At 60.0% G+C, this 15,241-nt stretch carries 13 protein-coding genes; 11 read left to right on the plus strand and 2 right to left on the minus strand.

Going from position 1 to position 15,241, the window contains the following annotated elements; translation table 11 throughout:
• The first annotated feature begins 84 nt into the window (after positions 1-84).
• The 7 genes from mutL to ABNP46_RS04160 all read left to right on the plus strand — a co-directional run bounded on the left by mutL (position 85) and on the right by ABNP46_RS04160 (position 7,056).
• Complete coding sequence (gene mutL, locus ABNP46_RS04130) at positions 85-1,971, plus strand: DNA mismatch repair endonuclease MutL (RefSeq protein WP_349921168.1); 1,887 nt, start codon at positions 85-87, stop codon at positions 1,969-1,971.
• 48 nt (positions 1,972-2,019) lie between these two features.
• A complete protein-coding gene (gene miaA / locus ABNP46_RS04135) occupies positions 2,020-2,952 on the plus strand; it encodes a tRNA (adenosine(37)-N6)-dimethylallyltransferase MiaA (protein WP_349921169.1) in 933 nt (310 codons plus the stop codon).
• 73 nt (positions 2,953-3,025) lie between these two features.
• The gene (gene hfq, locus ABNP46_RS04140) at positions 3,026-3,289 is read left to right on the plus strand and encodes an RNA chaperone Hfq (RefSeq protein ID WP_011704864.1); all 264 of its coding nucleotides are present in this window, start codon (positions 3,026-3,028) and stop codon (positions 3,287-3,289) included.
• 63 nt (positions 3,290-3,352) lie between these two features.
• Positions 3,353-4,639, plus strand: coding sequence for a ribosome rescue GTPase HflX (gene hflX / locus ABNP46_RS04145; protein ID WP_349921170.1), 1,287 nt, complete (start codon positions 3,353-3,355; stop codon positions 4,637-4,639).
• A 91-nt stretch (positions 4,640-4,730) separates the two neighbouring features.
• A complete protein-coding gene (gene hflK / locus ABNP46_RS04150) occupies positions 4,731-5,882 on the plus strand; it encodes an FtsH protease activity modulator HflK (RefSeq protein ID WP_349921171.1) in 1,152 nt (383 codons plus the stop codon).
• A gap of 3 nt (positions 5,883-5,885) precedes the next feature.
• Positions 5,886-6,770, plus strand: coding sequence for a protease modulator HflC (gene hflC / locus ABNP46_RS04155; protein ID WP_349921172.1), 885 nt, complete (start codon positions 5,886-5,888; stop codon positions 6,768-6,770).
• A 97-nt stretch (positions 6,771-6,867) separates the two neighbouring features.
• Positions 6,868-7,056: a DUF2065 domain-containing protein gene (locus ABNP46_RS04160; RefSeq protein ID WP_349921173.1), complete on the plus strand. Its 189-nt coding sequence runs from the start codon at positions 6,868-6,870 to the stop codon at positions 7,054-7,056.
• 84 nt (positions 7,057-7,140) lie between these two features.
• On the opposite strand, the gene ispB is transcribed toward ABNP46_RS04160, so the two are convergent.
• Entirely contained in the window at positions 7,141-8,112 is a 972-nt protein-coding gene (gene ispB, locus ABNP46_RS04165; protein ID WP_349921174.1) for an octaprenyl diphosphate synthase, read from the minus strand.
• A gap of 242 nt (positions 8,113-8,354) precedes the next feature.
• Here ispB and rplU point away from each other — a divergent pair, with 242 nt between their 5' ends.
• The 4 genes from rplU to ABNP46_RS04185 all read left to right on the plus strand — a co-directional run bounded on the left by rplU (position 8,355) and on the right by ABNP46_RS04185 (position 12,079).
• A complete protein-coding gene (rplU, locus tag ABNP46_RS04170) occupies positions 8,355-8,666 on the plus strand; it encodes a 50S ribosomal protein L21 (protein ID WP_005304210.1) in 312 nt (103 codons plus the stop codon).
• A 17-nt stretch (positions 8,667-8,683) separates the two neighbouring features.
• Positions 8,684-8,941, plus strand: coding sequence for a 50S ribosomal protein L27 (gene rpmA / locus ABNP46_RS04175; protein ID WP_005911261.1), 258 nt, complete (start codon positions 8,684-8,686; stop codon positions 8,939-8,941).
• Positions 8,942-9,130: 189 nt separating this feature from the next.
• On the plus strand, positions 9,131-10,336 hold the full coding sequence (gene cgtA / locus ABNP46_RS04180) for an Obg family GTPase CgtA (protein ID WP_349921175.1): 1,206 nt from the start codon (positions 9,131-9,133) through the stop codon (positions 10,334-10,336).
• Between the two features lie 372 nt (positions 10,337-10,708).
• Positions 10,709-12,079 carry a YjiH family protein gene (locus tag ABNP46_RS04185; RefSeq protein WP_349921176.1) on the plus strand — a complete coding sequence of 457 codons (1,371 nt, stop codon included), beginning with the start codon at positions 10,709-10,711 and terminating at the stop codon, positions 12,077-12,079.
• Between the two features lie 131 nt (positions 12,080-12,210).
• Here the strand turns inward: ABNP46_RS04185 and ABNP46_RS04190 are convergent, their stop codons facing one another.
• Entirely contained in the window at positions 12,211-15,135 is a 2,925-nt protein-coding gene (locus tag ABNP46_RS04190; RefSeq protein WP_349921177.1) for an HD domain-containing phosphohydrolase, read from the minus strand.
• Positions 15,136-15,241: the final 106 nt, after the last annotated feature.

Raw genomic sequence — 15,241 nt, forward strand, 5'->3', positions numbered from 1 at the left:
GGGGGCGTGATGCCTGCCTGCTGACGCCTTTGTCGTGGGGATGACCGCATTGGCATCCCCCAGATCCACTCTCAGGAGTCACCGATGCCGATCCGTATATTGCCCCCCATCCTGGCCAACCAGATTGCCGCAGGCGAGGTGGTGGAACGCCCCTCCTCTGTGGTGAAGGAGCTGGTGGAGAACAGCCTGGATGCAGGAGCGGACCGGATCGAAATAGACATCGACAAGGGGGGCGCCAAGCTCATCCGCATCCGTGACAACGGCGGCGGTGTGCCGAAGGACGAGCTGGTGCTGGCACTCTCCCGCCACGCCACCTCCAAGGTGGCGACCCTGGACGATCTGGAAGGGATCAACAGCCTCGGCTTTCGCGGGGAGGCGCTCGCCTCCATCAGCTCCGTTTCCCGTCTCACCCTGACCTCCCGCACTGCGGAGCAGAGCGAAGCCTGGCAGGCGGCGGCCGAGGGACGGGAAATGAACGTCACCATCAAGCCGGCGGCCCATCCGGTGGGCACGACGGTGGAGGTGGTGGATCTCTTCTTCAACACCCCGGCCCGGCGCAAGTTCATGCGCAGCGAGAAGACCGAGTTTGCCCACATCGATGAGCTGGTGCGCCGTATCGCCCTCTCCCGCTTCGATACCACCCTGATCCTGCGCCACAACGGCAAGGTGGTGCGCCAGTACAAGTGTGCCAACACGGTGCAAGAGCAGGAGCGGCGCCTCGCCGCCGTCTGCGGTACCCCCTTCATGCACCACGCCCTGGCGGTGGAGAGCGAGCACAGTGACGTACGACTCTGGGGCTGGCTGGCGACCCCGTCTGGTGCCAGGCCGCAGAACGATCTGCAATACACCTACGTCAACGGCCGCATGATGCGCGACAAGCTCATCAATCACGCCATCCGCCAGGCCTATGACGAGCTGCTGCCCCCGGATCGCTTCGCCGCCTACGTGCTCTATATCGAGCTGGACCCGCGCCAGGTGGACGTCAACGTGCACCCCGCCAAGCATGAGGTGCGCTTCCATCAGGCCCGCCTCATCCACGACTTCATCTTCCAGGCCCTGTTCAGTGCGCTGCATCGTGAGGCCGCAGCGGCAGATCCTGTTGATGCGCCGCTTGCAGGCAGTGAAATCGAATTGCCATCCGCGCCAAAAATAGAATATCCCGGTCAGGCGCCCCGCCCGGAGTGGTATGGTGCCGAGCACAGCTACCGGGCTCCTGCCTCCACAGCGCCAAGGTCGGTGAGTGAAGGGGGAGTGACGAGTGGCGGTGGTTATCAGCCGCCCGAATTACCTAGTGCTGAGGCCATGCGGGGCATGGGGGCCCTGCTCACGACCCTGCCCGTCGCGACGGACGGTCCGGCTCCTGCCCAGCCACCGGTGGGCAAGCTCCTCGACGCCGGAGGTTATCGTGCCCTGACCCTGGTGGAGCAGGCCTATCTGCTGCTGGAGCGTCAGGGGCAGTTGTTCCTGCTGTCCTTGGTGAGAGCGGAGCGTTTGCTGCTGCGTCACTGGCTGCTGGATGCCTGGGGTCAGGGGCTGGCGGCCCAGCCGTTGCTGCTGCCGGTCTCCTTCAAGCTGCCGAAAAACCTGATAGCCCTGGTGGAGCAGCAAGAACGTCTGCTCAAACGGGTAGGGCTGGAGTTGAAAAGCGGTGGGCGCGACACCATGATCCTGACTCGGGTGCCGGCCCTGTTGCGCCAGACCGATCTGGTGCGGCTCTTGCCCGAATTACTGCAGTTGATCGACAGTGGATCTGACAGTGATGGGGAGCAATTGGCTCAGGTAGTATGCCAATGGCTGGTGGAGCAGGGCATCAGCGCCGAAAAAATATATGATTTTTCAACGGCTAGTCGATTGCTGACGGAACTCGTTGCCGATTTCAGTGACCAACTGGCAGACATTCGCATGGTGCGCCCGCTTTCGCTGGCGACCGTGCTGGCAGAATTCGCACCGGACGGCGGCCAAGGACAGTGAACGACCCCGAGGTTGTTTCTTGTCGCAACTGGCCGGTGCCAGAGGAAGATGAACGTGGCTGAGTTGCCGACTGCAATTTTTTTGATGGGGCCGACGGCCTCCGGCAAGACGGATCTCGCCATCGAACTGTGCAAGGCCCTGCCCTGCGACATCATCAGCGTGGACTCCGCGCTCATCTATCGCGGCATGGATATCGGCACTGCCAAGCCGACGGCCGCCGAACTGGCGCTGTCGCCGCACCGCCTGATCGACATTCTCGATCCCGCGTTGAGTTATTCGGCGGCGGATTTTTGTCGTGATGCCTTGCGGGAGATGGGCGACATCGCCGAACGGGGTCGCATCCCGCTGCTGGTGGGGGGCACCATGCTCTATTTCAAGGCGCTGCTGGAAGGGCTTTCCCCCCTGCCGCCCGCGGATCCGGCCATCCGGGCCGACATCGAGGCACAGGCCGCCAGCCTCGGCTGGCAGGCGCTGCACGACGAACTGGTGCGCATCGACCCGGTGGCGGGGGCCCGCATTCACCCCAACGATCCGCAGCGGCTCAGTCGGGCGTTGGAGGTCTATCGCATCAGCGGCAAGACGCTCACCGAGCTGACCCAGGTTCAGGGGGAAGGGTTGCCCTATCGGGTGCACCAGTTTGCCATCGCGCCCTCCGATCGCGCCTTGCTGCACCAGCGCATCGAGCAGCGCTTCGATCTGATGCTGCAGAACGGCTTCGAGCAAGAGGTCAGGGGACTTTATGAGAGGGGGGATCTCACCCCGGATCTGCCTTCCATCCGCTGTGTTGGCTACCGCCAAATGTGGGACTACCTGATGGGGGAAGTCGGATATGATGAGATGCGTTATCGTGGCATCGTGGCCACCCGCCAATTGGCCAAGCGTCAGATGACCTGGTTGCGCGGCTGGTCTGATTTGACCTGGTTGGAATCTGGTGAGTCTGGCAATCTGGCAAGGGTCGTCACCCGTGCTGGTGCGGCTTGACACTCCCTGTATAATCAGGTTGTTATATTGATCTCCGGTGTTTAAAAAACAACAAACTATAAGGAAAAGAAAGATGGCTAAGGGGCAATCTCTCCAAGACCCGTTTTTGAATGCGCTGCGCCGTGAGCGGATTCCTGTTTCTATCTATTTGGTTAACGGCATCAAACTGCAGGGTCAGATCGAATCGTTTGACCAGTTTGTCATTTTGCTGAAAAACACCGTGAGCCAGATGGTTTACAAGCACGCCATTTCTACCGTGGTGCCGGCCCGTGCCGTCAACCATCATCAGCACGCCCCGGGCGCTGCCGGTGAAGAGCAGGGTGAAGCCGAGGCGTGATAGCTGGCGGCGAGCAGACTCGCCAACTCGGATTCATCGTGAAAACTGTTAAGGAGCAAGCGCTTGTTTGACCGTTATGAAGCTGGTGAACAGGCCGTTCTGGTACATGTCAACTTCAGTGATGAGGGTGAGCGGGAAGATCTGGAAGAGCTCAAGATGTTGGTGAGCTCGGCTGGTGTCAATGCGCTGGGGGTGATCACCACCAGTCGCAGTGCGCCCAGTGCCAAGTTTTTTGTCGGTAGTGGCAAGGCGGAAGAGATCGCGGACCAGGTGCAGATGCTGGATGCTGACGTGGTCATCTTCAACCATGCCCTGACCCCCGCCCAGGAGCGAAACCTGGAGCGTCTGTTCCAGTGCCGGGTGGTGGACAGAACCGGCCTGATCCTGGATATCTTCGCCCAGCGTGCCCGTACTCACGAAGGCAAGTTGCAGGTCGAACTGGCCCAATTGCGCCATCTTTCTACTCGTCTGGTCCGCGGCTGGACCCACCTTGAACGTCAGAAGGGGGGGATAGGCCTGCGCGGCCCGGGCGAAACCCAGCTTGAAACCGACCGACGCCTGCTGCGGGAACGCATCAAGGCGATTTTGCGTCGACTCGACAAGGTGGCGAAGCAGCGGGAGCAGGGGCGTCGTGCCCGCAACCGCAACGAAGTGCCGACGGTTTCTCTGGTTGGCTACACCAACGCCGGAAAATCCACTTTGTTCAACCAACTTACAGATGCCAGCGTGTATGCTGCCGACCAACTGTTCGCAACTCTGGACCCTACCCTGCGTAAATTGGTGATCCAGGATGTGGGTGATGTGATTTTGGCGGATACAGTTGGATTTATTCGACACTTGCCCCATGATCTGGTCGCGGCCTTCAAGGCGACGCTGCAGGAGACCCGCGAAGCGGATCTGCTGCTGCACGTGGTGGACTGTGCCGACGAGCAGATGCAGGAGAATGTCGATTCGGTACAGACCGTTCTGGCCGAGATCGAGGCGGATGACCGTCCCCAGCTGATGATCTGCAACAAGATCGACAAGCTGGCCGACAGACCCGCCGGTCTGGAACGGGATGAAGAAGGGCGCCCGGTACGGGTCTGGCTATCCGCCCAGACCGGGGAGGGCAGTGAATACCTGTTCCAGGCCCTGACCGAGTTGCTGGCCGGATCCATGGTCCATCACACCCTGCAATTACCCCCTTCGGCCGCCAGATTGCGCAGTGCGCTCTATCGGCTCAAGGGCATCGAGCAGGAAGGTTTCAGCGAGGAGGGGGATTTTGTCCTGGAGGTGCGCTTGCAAGTGGCCGACTGGAACCGCCTCATGAAGCAAGAAGGTGAGAGTTTACAACGCTTTATCAGACATTGATGAGTTCATGATGATGAGTGCCTAGCCGCCTCGTCATCCCTTGATGTTCGATAGAGATGATATCCATCCGCATGTATTAATGGAGACGCTGATGGCTTGGAATGAGCCTGGTAACAACGGCAAAGACCGTGACCCTTGGGGGAATAACGGCAAGAATCAGGGACCTCCTGATTTGGATGAGATGCTGCGCAAGGTGAGTCGCCGTTTCGGTGGCCTGCTGGGTGGCGGCAAGTCGGGTGGCGGTGATGTGGGCAAGTTTGGCCTCTCCATCGCCCTGGTGGTCGCCGTGGTGGTGTGGGTCGTCAGCGGCTTCTACACCGTTCGCGAGGCCGAGCGTGGCGTGGTGCTGCGCTTCGGGGAGTACTCCCACAATGTGGATCCCGGCCTGCGCTGGAAACCGACCTTCATCGACAAGGTGATCCCGGTGGATGTGGAGTCCGTGCGCTCCCTGCCCGCCTCCGGCTTCATGTTGACCCAGGACGAGAACGTGGTTCGGGTCGAGATGGACGTGCAGTATCGCGTGGTTGACCCTGAGCAGTACCTGTTCAGCGTGACCAATGCGGACGAAAGCCTGAGCCAGGCCACCGACAGCGCCCTGCGCTACGTGGTGGGTCACACCAAGATGGACGACGTGCTGACCACCGGTCGTGAGAAGGTGCGTCAGGAGACCTGGCAGGTGATCGATGGCATCATCGAGCCCTACCACATGGGTCTGCAGATCGTCGACGTCAACTTCCTGCCGGCGCGTCCGCCGGAAGAGGTGAAAGACGCCTTCGATGATGCCATCTCCGCCCAGGAAGATGAGCAGCGCTTCATTCGTGAAGCGGAAGCCTATGCCCGTGAAGTGGAGCCAAAGGCCCGTGGTCAGGTCAAGCGCCTGGAACAGGAAGCCGAAGGTTACAAGTCCCAGATCGTGCTGAAGGCCAAGGGTGAGGTCGCCCGTTTCAACGAGTTGCTGCCCCAGTATCAGGCCGCGCCCGAGCTGACCCGTGATCGTATCTACCTGGAAACCATGGAAGAGCTCTACCAGCAAACCAACAAGGTGGTGGTCGACATGCCGGCTGGCAACAACAGCATGATCTACCTGCCGCTGGACAAGTTGTCTGGCAAGGCGAATGCGGTGCAACCGGCTCGTCCGGCTGGCACTCCTGCGGTGGAGCCGGCCCAGCCGTCCAACGAAGGCGCCAACTCCACTCCGACCCCGCTGCGTGGCGGTGATCGTTTCAGCACAGGGAGAAACTAATAGATGAAGAAAATAGCTATTGGTGTCATCGCTGTGGCCGCCATGGTCTGCTTCTCTTCCGTCTTCATCGTCGATGAAGGGCAGAAAGGCATTGTCGTGCAGTTCGGCAAGGTGAAGCGCGTCGATTCCGGCGAGCCCCGTCTCTATGAGCCGGGCCTGCACTTCAAGGTGCCGCTCATCGACCAGGTGCGCAAGATGGATGCCCGTATCCAGACTCTGGAAGGCCAGGCGGATCGTTTCGTCACTTCCGAGAAGAAAGACCTCATCATCGACTCCTACGTGAAGTGGAAGATCGAGGACTTCTCCAAGTACTATCTGGCGACCGGTGGTGGCAACAAGATCCAGGCCGAAGACCTGCTCAAGCGCAAGATCAACAACGGTCTGCGTTCCGAGATCGGTAATCGCACCATCAAGGACATCGTCTCCGGTGAGCGTAGTACCGTGATGGAAGATGCACTGATGAAGATGGCGCGTTCCTCCGAGCTCGGCATCAAGGTGGTGGATGTGCGGATCAAGCAGATCAACCTACCGGTGGAAGTGTCCAACTCCATCTACCAGCGGATGCGTGCCGAACGGACCGCCGTTGCCCGTGAACACCGTTCACAGGGTCGCGAGCAGGCCGAGATCCTGCGTGCCGACATCGACCGCAAGGTGACCGTCATGATCGCCGACGCCGAGAGTAATGCGCGTCAGTTGCGAGGTGAAGGGGATGCCGAGGCCGCCAAGATCTATGCGGACAGCTACAAGAAGGATCCCGAATTCTTCAACTTCGTGCGCAGCATGGAGGCTTACCGCAAGAGCTTCGCCGGTGGCAACGACCTCATGGTCCTGAAACCGGACAGCGAGTTCTTCCGCTACCTCAAGTCGCCGCACGCTGGCAACCAGTAAGAGACGAACAATCGATACAAGGGCCTGATGATTCAGGCCCTTTTTATTTCAGCGGGATGAGCTCGCCGTGGCAGGCTCGTCCATAGGAGGAGAGAGAATGCTGACATCCATGCTGATGGGACTGGGGCTGCTCCTGCTGTTCGAGGGCCTGGGTCCCCTGCTGATGCCAAAGGCCTGGCAGCAGATGCTGAGGTTGATGAGCGATCAGCCTCCGGAACAGTTGCGCCGCATCGGCGGCTGTCTGGTGGTGGCGGGAGCCGTGATCCTCTGGGCACTGAGCCACTGAATGCCGTGAACCGGCTGGTCGATGCTCAGGTAACAGACAATAAAAAAGAGGCCCATGGCCTCTTTTTTATTGGATGAGAGCTTTTTAGGCGCTGCGCTGGACGGCCATCTCGGCCAGGGTGGCCAGGGCCTGCTTGTGCTCGGAGTCCGGCAGTATGGCAAGGGCTGCGATGGCCTTGTCGGCCTCTTCCCGGGCCCGCTGGCGGGAATACTCCAGTGCCCCGGTACGATCCAGAATGGCCAGGATCTGGTCCAGATGCTCCATGCCATTGCGGTGCTCGATGGCATCGCGTACCAGCTGGCGCTCCTCAGGCGTGCCTGCGGCCATGGCTCGCAGCAGCGGCAGGGTGGGCTTGCCCTCGGCCAGGTCGTCGCCGACATTCTTGCCCATCTCGTCGCTCTGGGAGCAGTAGTCCATCACATCGTCGATGATCTGGAAGGCGGTGCCGAGGTATTTGCCGTAATCCGTCATGGCCTGCTCGATGGCGGCGGGCTGATGGGTCAGCACGGCGGCGAGGCGGGTGGCGGCCTCGAACAGCTTGGCGGTCTTACAGTAGATGACCGTCATGTAGCTCTCTTCCGTGGTATCCGGATCGTTGCAGTTCATCAACTGCAACACTTCCCCCTCGGCGATGGTGTTGGTGGCATCCGACAAGATCTCCATCACCTTGAGGTTGGAGAGCTCGCTCATCATCTGGAAGGAGCGGCTGTAGAGATAATCGCCCACCAGCACGCTGGCGGCATTGCCATACAGGGCGTTGGCGGTCTCCCGGCCGCGGCGCAGATCGGACTCGTCGACCACGTCATCGTGCAGCAGGGTGGAGGTGTGAATGAATTCGATGATGGCGGCCAGTTTCAGGTGATCCTCACCCTCATAACCCAGTGCACGGGCGGCCATGACGGTCAGCATGGGGCGCATCCGTTTTCCGCCTGCACTGACAATGTAAAAACCCAGCTGGTTGATCAGGCTGACATCGGATTGGAGCCTGGCCAGGATCAGTTCATTGACCGCCGTCATGTCGGCGGCACAGAGCGCACGGATAGTCTGTTGGTCCATAAGTCTCGTAACGTGACGGCAGCATTTACTGCGTTTTTAGCAATGGCGGGGATTCTACACGATTTCACAATGGGTTACAGTTAAGCGTTTATTCACGGCGAGGGATATGCGCACAAAATAAACTTTTTGCTAAAATGGCCTTGCCTCGGCAAATCGTTCTGCGTAGAATGCCCGCCCATTGTTATAGGTTTTTGCGCGTGTCTGGCCTTGAGCAAAAGACACGCCTTTACGGAGTTAATCAAATGTACGCGGTATTCCAAAGCGGCGGAAAACAACACCGTGTGGCCGAAGGTCAAATCGTTCGTCTGGAAAAGCTGAACGTAGAGACTGGCGCTACCATCGACTTCAACGAAGTACTGATGGTTGCTGCAGGCGACACTTTTAAAGTAGGTGCTCCTTTCGTTGAAGGTGGCAAGGTTGTAGCTGAAGTTGTGGCTCACGGCCGTGGCGAGAAAGTGACTATCGTCAAGTTCCGTCGTCGTAAGCACCACCGTAAGCAAGCGGGCCACCGTCAGTGGTTCACTGAAGTCAAAATCACTGGCATCAGCGCTTAATTAGAGGAGTCCGATAGATGGCACACAAAAAAGCTGGCGGTTCATCCCGCAACGGTCGCGATTCTGAAGCTAAACGCCTGGGCGTTAAGCGTTTCGGCGGCGAAACAGTTCTGGCAGGCAGCATCATCGTTCGTCAGCGTGGCACCAAGTTCCACCCTGGCACCAACGTTGGCCTGGGCACCGACCACACTCTGTTCGCAACTGCGACCGGTAAAGTGCTGTTCGAAGTTAAAGGTCCGCAAAACCGTAAGTACGTCAGCATCGTTGCTGAGTAATTACGGACCGCAAGGATCCAAAGCCCCGCCAACAGGCGGGGCTTTTGTTTTTCTGATGAGTTTGACGAAAAAACGGCACGCGGCAGTGCTGGCGAAGACGGGCCCCATCGGCCAGATGTGTCTCGCCCGCGGGGGTCTGTACCACTATAATTGCGTATCGGTTTTTCGAATTGAAGGTGACGGTTACCTATGAAGTTTGTTGATGAAGTCCAGATTCGAGTCGATGCCGGTGACGGTGGTAACGGTTGTGTGAGCTTTCGCCGCGAGAAGTACATCCCGAACGGCGGCCCGGACGGCGGTGACGGTGGCGACGGTGGCGATGTCTATCTGATCGCCGACGAGAACCTGAATACCCTGATCGACTATCGCTTCGAGCGCTTCCACGCCGCCGAACGCGGCGAGAATGGCCAGAGCGCCAACTGTACCGGTCGCCGCGGCAAGGATCGTACCCTGCGCGTGCCGGTTGGTACCCGTGCCAGCGATGAAGACACCGGCGAACTGCTGGGGGATCTGACGGCCCACGGCCAGAAGCTGCTGGTCGCCAAGGGCGGTTTCCACGGCCTTGGCAACACCCGCTTCAAGAGCTCGGTCAACCGTGCTCCGTACCAGAAGAGCAACGGCACCCCGGGCGAAGTGCGGACCCTGAAACTGGAGCTGCTGCTGCTGGCGGACGTCGGCATGCTGGGCCTGCCCAACGCCGGCAAGTCCACCTTCATTCGCGCCGTTTCCGCCGCTCGTCCCAAGGTGGCCGATTATCCCTTCACCACCCTGGTACCGAACCTCGGCGTGGTACGGGGTGAAAACTCCCGCTCCTTCGTCATCGCCGACATCCCGGGCCTGATCGAAGGGGCCGCAGAAGGCGCAGGCCTTGGCATCCGCTTCCTCAAGCACCTGGAACGTTGCCGCGTGCTGCTGCACCTGGTGGACATCTGCCCGGTGGATGGCTCGGATCCTGCCGACAATGCAGTGACCATCGTCCGCGAGCTGGAGAAATACAGCCCGGAGCTGGCGAGCAAGCCGCGCTGGCTGGTATTCAACAAGATGGACCTGATCCTGGAAGAAGAAGCCCAGGAAGTGATGGACAGAGTCAAGGCCGCCCTCAACCACGAAGGGCCGGTCTACGCCATCACCGCCATCACCAAGGAAGGGACCAAGAAAGTCTGCTACGACATCCTGGATCTGCTGGATACCATGCCCCGTCAGCTGGAGGCCGATGCCAAGGCTGCCATCGAGAAGGTGGAGTTCAAGTGGGACGATTACCACAAGAACCAGCTGGCCCAGGCCGAGGCGGAAGCACTGGCGGCCTCCAAGGCCTTCGACGACGCCCTGGATGACGACGATGACTGGGATGACGAAGACGACGACGGCGTCGAAGTCATCTACGTACGCGACTGATCATCACCTTGTCGCGACGAGACCGGAGCCTGGCAACAGGCTCCGGTTTTTTTATGGGAAGCTCGACGGGATCACCTTATAGATATATTTGCCATGCAGCTTCTTGCCTGTTGTTCGTGACAATTTATACTGCGCAGCTGAACTTAACCTTGTTGAAACAATATGCTAACTATTTTATGTTGAATCAATATGCATGACTGTTTTGGTTTGTTCTTATGGATGGTTTGTCTGTAAAAATATTTATGCTTGAAATGATCCGTTAAAAGCTTGTTTGTGCATTTATTTGGGTTATTCTTGCGCCCGTTTGTCGGGCGAGGGCATGAATATGCAGGCGGCCTGGCTGAAGGAAAAGTCACAAGAAGGCTGTAAATCATGTTGGAAAAGACCCTGCAGGCGCCGGCGGTTCATACTCGCCGCAACCTGCTGATGTTCCTCATCCCGTCTCTCATCGGGATCCTGCTGTTTATGACCCCGGTCATCTATGACGGCAACGTTACCATCCCCGTCGCCGTGCTGGCGAAACTGGTGCAGGTCGTGTTCGCCGATCATCTGGTGGCCATGGTCAGTGCCATCATCACCACCACCATGTTGATGACCCTGGTCGCCTGGCTGTTCAAGCCGGCCATCCTGGTGCGTCGCCCCTTCCTCAACAGCCTGTTCAACGTCTCCCCATTCTGGGCCTGCGTGCGGGTGTTGGGTGGCATCTTCGTGCTGCTGACCTTCTTCGAGGCGGGGCCCGAGGTGCTGCGCTCCGGTGCGACCGGCGGCCTGGTGCTGCACGATCTGCTGCCGGTGCTGTTCTCGGTGTTCATCTTTGCGGGCTTGCTGTTGCCGCTGCTGCTGGACTTCGGTCTGCTGGAGTTCGTCGGTACCATGATGACCCGCATCATGCGGCCGGTATTCCGTCTGCCGGGTCGCTCGGCGGTGGACTGTTTCGCCTCCTGGCTCGGCGATGGCAGCGTCGGCATTCTGCTTACCAGCAAGCAGTATGAAGGCAAGTTCTACACCCAGCGGGAAGCCGCCGTCATCGGCACCACCTTCTCGGCGGTCTCCATCACCTTCTGTCTGGTGGTGATCTCCCAGGTGAAACTGGAGCACATGTTCGTGCCCTTCTACCTGACGGTCTGTCTGGCCGGTGTGGTGGCCGCCATCGTCGTGCCGCGTCTGCCGCCGCTCTCCTGGAAGAAGGATGTCTATAGCGATGGTACCCCCTTGTGCCGCAAGCAGGAGGCCATTCCCCATCAGCACAGCGTGCTGAGCTATGGCTACCAGCGTGCGCTGACCAAGGCCGACAGCATGACGGATCTCGGCGCCGTGGCGCGGGAAGGGGTGAAGAATGCCCTGGACATGGTGTTTGGCGTGCTGCCGGTGGTGATGGCCATCGGTACCTGTGCCCTGATGCTGGCGGAGCATACCCCCGTGTTCAACTGGCTGGGAGCCCCCTTCGTACCCTTGCTGGAACTGCTGCAACTGCCGGAGGCCGAGGCGGCCTCCAAGACCATCATGGTCGGCTTTGCGGACATGTTCATCCCGGCGGTGCTGGCCTCGACCATAGAGAGCGACATCACCCGCTTCGTCATTGCCGCCATGTCGGTCACCCAGCTCATCTACATGTCGGAAGTGGGCGCCCTGCTGCTTGGCAGCAAGATTCCGGTCAAGCTGTGGGAGCTGTTCGTCATCTTCCTGTTGCGCACCCTGGTAACCCTGCCGGTTATCGCCGGTGTGGCTCACCTGCTGTTCTAAGCGGCGCTCTGGCAACTCAAAACGGTCAACTCGGGTTGGCCGTTTTTTATGGGCAAGATTGGGCTTCTCACCCGTTTGAACCTGCGGTTCAGTCTTGACCACAAGGCGCTTCTGGCTCCCAAGGTTCTTCCTTATGGCGACAGGTTGGATACCTTTGCGGAACTGACACTGCCCGCGAGCAGAGCTTGGCACTGCGACTCGTCCAGCTGGGCGGGGGAGAGGAAGCGTTTCGCATAGTCGCGCCAGACGCCGCTCTCGATGAAGAGGGTGAACAGCGCCGGATCGATGTGATGCTCCTCCACCATGCGCAGCATGATGGTGAGCGCCTCGGAGACTGTCTTGCCGGACTTGTAGGGGCGATCGCTGGCGGTCAGTGCCTCGAAGACGTCGGCGATGGCCATGATGCGGGCGGGAATGCTCATTTGTGATCCCTGCAACTGGCGCGGATAGCCCTTGCCATCCATCCGCTCGTGATGACCGCCGGCGATCTCCGGCACCTTGCGAAGGTGTTGGGGGAAGGGGAGGCGCTCCAGCATGCGGATGGTCTGGACGATGTGGTCGTTGATCTTGTAGCGCTCTTCCTCCGTGAGGGTGCCGCGGGAGATGGCGAGGTTGTAGCGTTCCCCCCGGTTATAGAGCTGGGGAGGTACCTTGACCTTGAAGCCCCAGGGATTGTGCTCGGTGAGTTTGTCTTGTTTGGGCCTGGGGATGAGATGCTCCGGTTTGTCTGCCAACAGGGACTCGAGGCGGGGCTGGGTGGGGGCTGCACCATCCGGATGGCGTTTCAGCTCCTCCCGGCTTACCCCCAGTCGGTCATCCAGGGTGCGCAGCCAGGTTCGGCCGGCAATGGCATCCAGCCGCGCCAGCTTCTCTGGCGCCATCCATTCTCCCCCGAGGTTGCACTCGGCGACGAAGGCAAACTCCTCATCCAGAGTGGACCAGAGCGGGGCCACCGCCTCTTGGCTCGCCTGCCGCTCTTGCGCTGGCAGGCGGGATGCCAGCTCCTCGATGTAGGCGTCACGTTTGAGCACTTCGAAGCGGGTGCGGATCTCGTGGATGCGATCGTAGATGGTCTCGAGCTTGGTGGCCTTGTCGACCACGAACTCGGGGGTGGTGACCTTGCCACAGTCGTGCAGCCAGCTCGCGATATGGATGGCTTCCCACTCCTCTTCATTGAGCCGAAAGTCGGCAAACGGACCCTGCTGCTGGCTGCAGGCCGCCTGTGTCAGCATGCGGGTGAGCTCGGGCACGCGCTGGCAGTGACCACCGGTATAGGGGCTCTTGGCATCGATGGCACCGGCGATGAGCTCGATGAACGCCTCCAGCAGTTGCTTCTGCTCTTCCAGCAGACGCTGGTTTTCGATGGCGGAGGCGGACATGCCAGCCAATGCCTCGATAAGGCTGATGCGTGACGCCAGCTCGGCGGCCGAGCATCGGGGCAGGATCAGTAGCAGGCAGCCGATCAGCTCCTGACGGTGGTTGTAGAGAGGCTCGGCCAGCAGCTGATGGGGGCCGGGAAAGGGGCCCCAGTCCGCCAGATATTGCTGCCAGTGCTCTTCATCCAGAGGCAGGCTGAGCCGCTCCGTATGATAGAGCCCGCCGAGCAGCGCCTCCTGCCAGCGTACCCGCTCGCAAGGGATCGGCTGCTGCTGCCAGAGGGCCTGTACCGCCGTCATCTGCTTGTCTTGGGCAAGATAGAGACAACCCCCTTCGACCTGTGCCGCCGCCACCGTCTCGTGCAGGATGCGGCTGAGCAGGGAGTCGAAGCGGCGTTCGGCGGAGAGCGCCCGTCCCATGTTCATGAAGTTGCCGAGGGTCAACCGCATGCCTGACATGGTTCGGGCCAGATCGTCGATCTCCTGTATGGGGGTGTCGGGTACCTTGCGTTCGCTGAAGTCGAAGTGCTGGATAAGCTTCGCCTCCTGGGTCAATGCCAGCAGCGGGGCGGCGGTCTGTCTGGCCACCAGCCAGATGATGGGCAGCAGGAGCAGTAAGCCGACCAGGGTCAAGATGAGGTTCTGCAGCGCCTCGTGACGGGCTTGCGCCGTCAACGCCTCCATCGGTGCCAGCAAGGCGATATAGAAGGGAGAACCCTCCCCGAGAGGGGAGAGATTCACCAGCCAATCATTCTTGTCCGCTGTGGTCAGGGTGAGGGTCTGCTCGTCCGGGCCGTGCAGCAGAGTGGGATGGGTCGCTATCTGCTGCTGTAGCAAGGTCAGCACGGGGGGAGCGAGCGCCGACAGCGTCGGCAGACGGCTCAATTGGTCGAAACTCGGCAGCCGCTTGGGATCGGCGGCCAGCAGGGTGCCCATTTCATCGAACAGCACCAGCTGGCAGTGGCTGGGCAGGGAGAGGCTGCCTATCTGGGCGGAGAGTCCCTCTACCCCCATGTCCAGCCCGATCACCGCCTGACGATCGTCGCTTTCCACCGCCAGCGTCATGCCGGGTTCCCGGGTAGTGAAGAAGAGATAGGGGTGCGTCGCAATGATGCCGTTTTGCCAGCGGGCCTCCTTGTACCAGTCACGACTGCGAGGATCGAAGCTGTAGTCCGGCATGAGCCTGCGTTCGAGCAGATGCAGCCGTTTGTCGAAGTAGAGGAACTCCCCCTGGCCCTGACTCAGGCTCTGTACCAGCAGGGTGCTGGCGGGCGGTGCCTGATCCAGCCGCTCCCTGGCACGTTTGGTCAGCTTGCGTACCAGGAAAAAGTCGCCGTTCTGGTAACCCGCATAGATGGCGCCATAGCTACTGCTGTTGCCCAGTACCTCGGCGAGCTGCGGCAGATAAGTGAGGCGCGCCTCCAGATCGGGCATGGCTGCCAGTTGCCCGCTGCGCAGCAGACTCAGGGACATGCGGGCCGGTCGTTCGTTCAGCTTGAGGGTCAGCGCCAGCTGTTCGCGATATTGCAGAAAGCTCTGGCGCTCGTGTTCCTGTCCCTGCTGCATGCCTTGCTGATACTGCAGCACAATGAGGAGTCCCCCCAGCAGGCTGAACAGCAGAATGAACAGGGTGGCGATATGCACATAGAAGGGCCGGCAGTTGAGCTTTGATTTTGTCATGGACGCATCCTTGTCCCACTCTCATCCATCGCCTTGGCGACTATTCAGTGTGTTCGAAGGATGACAAAAAATACAGTAGCTGACAGAAGAATATTCGAGGGGAAAA

This window comes from Aeromonas veronii, assembly GCF_040215105.1.
Lineage (GTDB): Bacteria > Pseudomonadota > Gammaproteobacteria > Enterobacterales > Aeromonadaceae > Aeromonas > Aeromonas veronii_G.

Coding starts and splice junctions, on each gene's coding strand:
- mutL (WP_349921168.1), top strand. CDS start 85: ATGCCGATCCGTATATTGCCCCCCATCCTGGCCAACCAGATTGCCGCA.
- miaA (WP_349921169.1), top strand. CDS start 2,020: ATGAACGTGGCTGAGTTGCCGACTGCAATTTTTTTGATGGGGCCGACG.
- hfq (WP_011704864.1), top strand. CDS start 3,026: ATGGCTAAGGGGCAATCTCTCCAAGACCCGTTTTTGAATGCGCTGCGC.
- hflK (WP_349921171.1), top strand. CDS start 4,731: ATGGCTTGGAATGAGCCTGGTAACAACGGCAAAGACCGTGACCCTTGG.
- hflC (WP_349921172.1), top strand. CDS start 5,886: ATGAAGAAAATAGCTATTGGTGTCATCGCTGTGGCCGCCATGGTCTGC.
- ABNP46_RS04160 (WP_349921173.1), top strand. CDS start 6,868: ATGCTGACATCCATGCTGATGGGACTGGGGCTGCTCCTGCTGTTCGAG.
- ispB (WP_349921174.1), bottom strand. CDS start 8,112: ATGGACCAACAGACTATCCGTGCGCTCTGTGCCGCCGACATGACGGCG.
- rplU (WP_005304210.1), top strand. CDS start 8,355: ATGTACGCGGTATTCCAAAGCGGCGGAAAACAACACCGTGTGGCCGAA.
- rpmA (WP_005911261.1), top strand. CDS start 8,684: ATGGCACACAAAAAAGCTGGCGGTTCATCCCGCAACGGTCGCGATTCT.
- cgtA (WP_349921175.1), top strand. CDS start 9,131: ATGAAGTTTGTTGATGAAGTCCAGATTCGAGTCGATGCCGGTGACGGT.
- ABNP46_RS04185 (WP_349921176.1), top strand. CDS start 10,709: ATGTTGGAAAAGACCCTGCAGGCGCCGGCGGTTCATACTCGCCGCAAC.
- ABNP46_RS04190 (WP_349921177.1), bottom strand. CDS start 15,135: ATGACAAAATCAAAGCTCAACTGCCGGCCCTTCTATGTGCATATCGCC.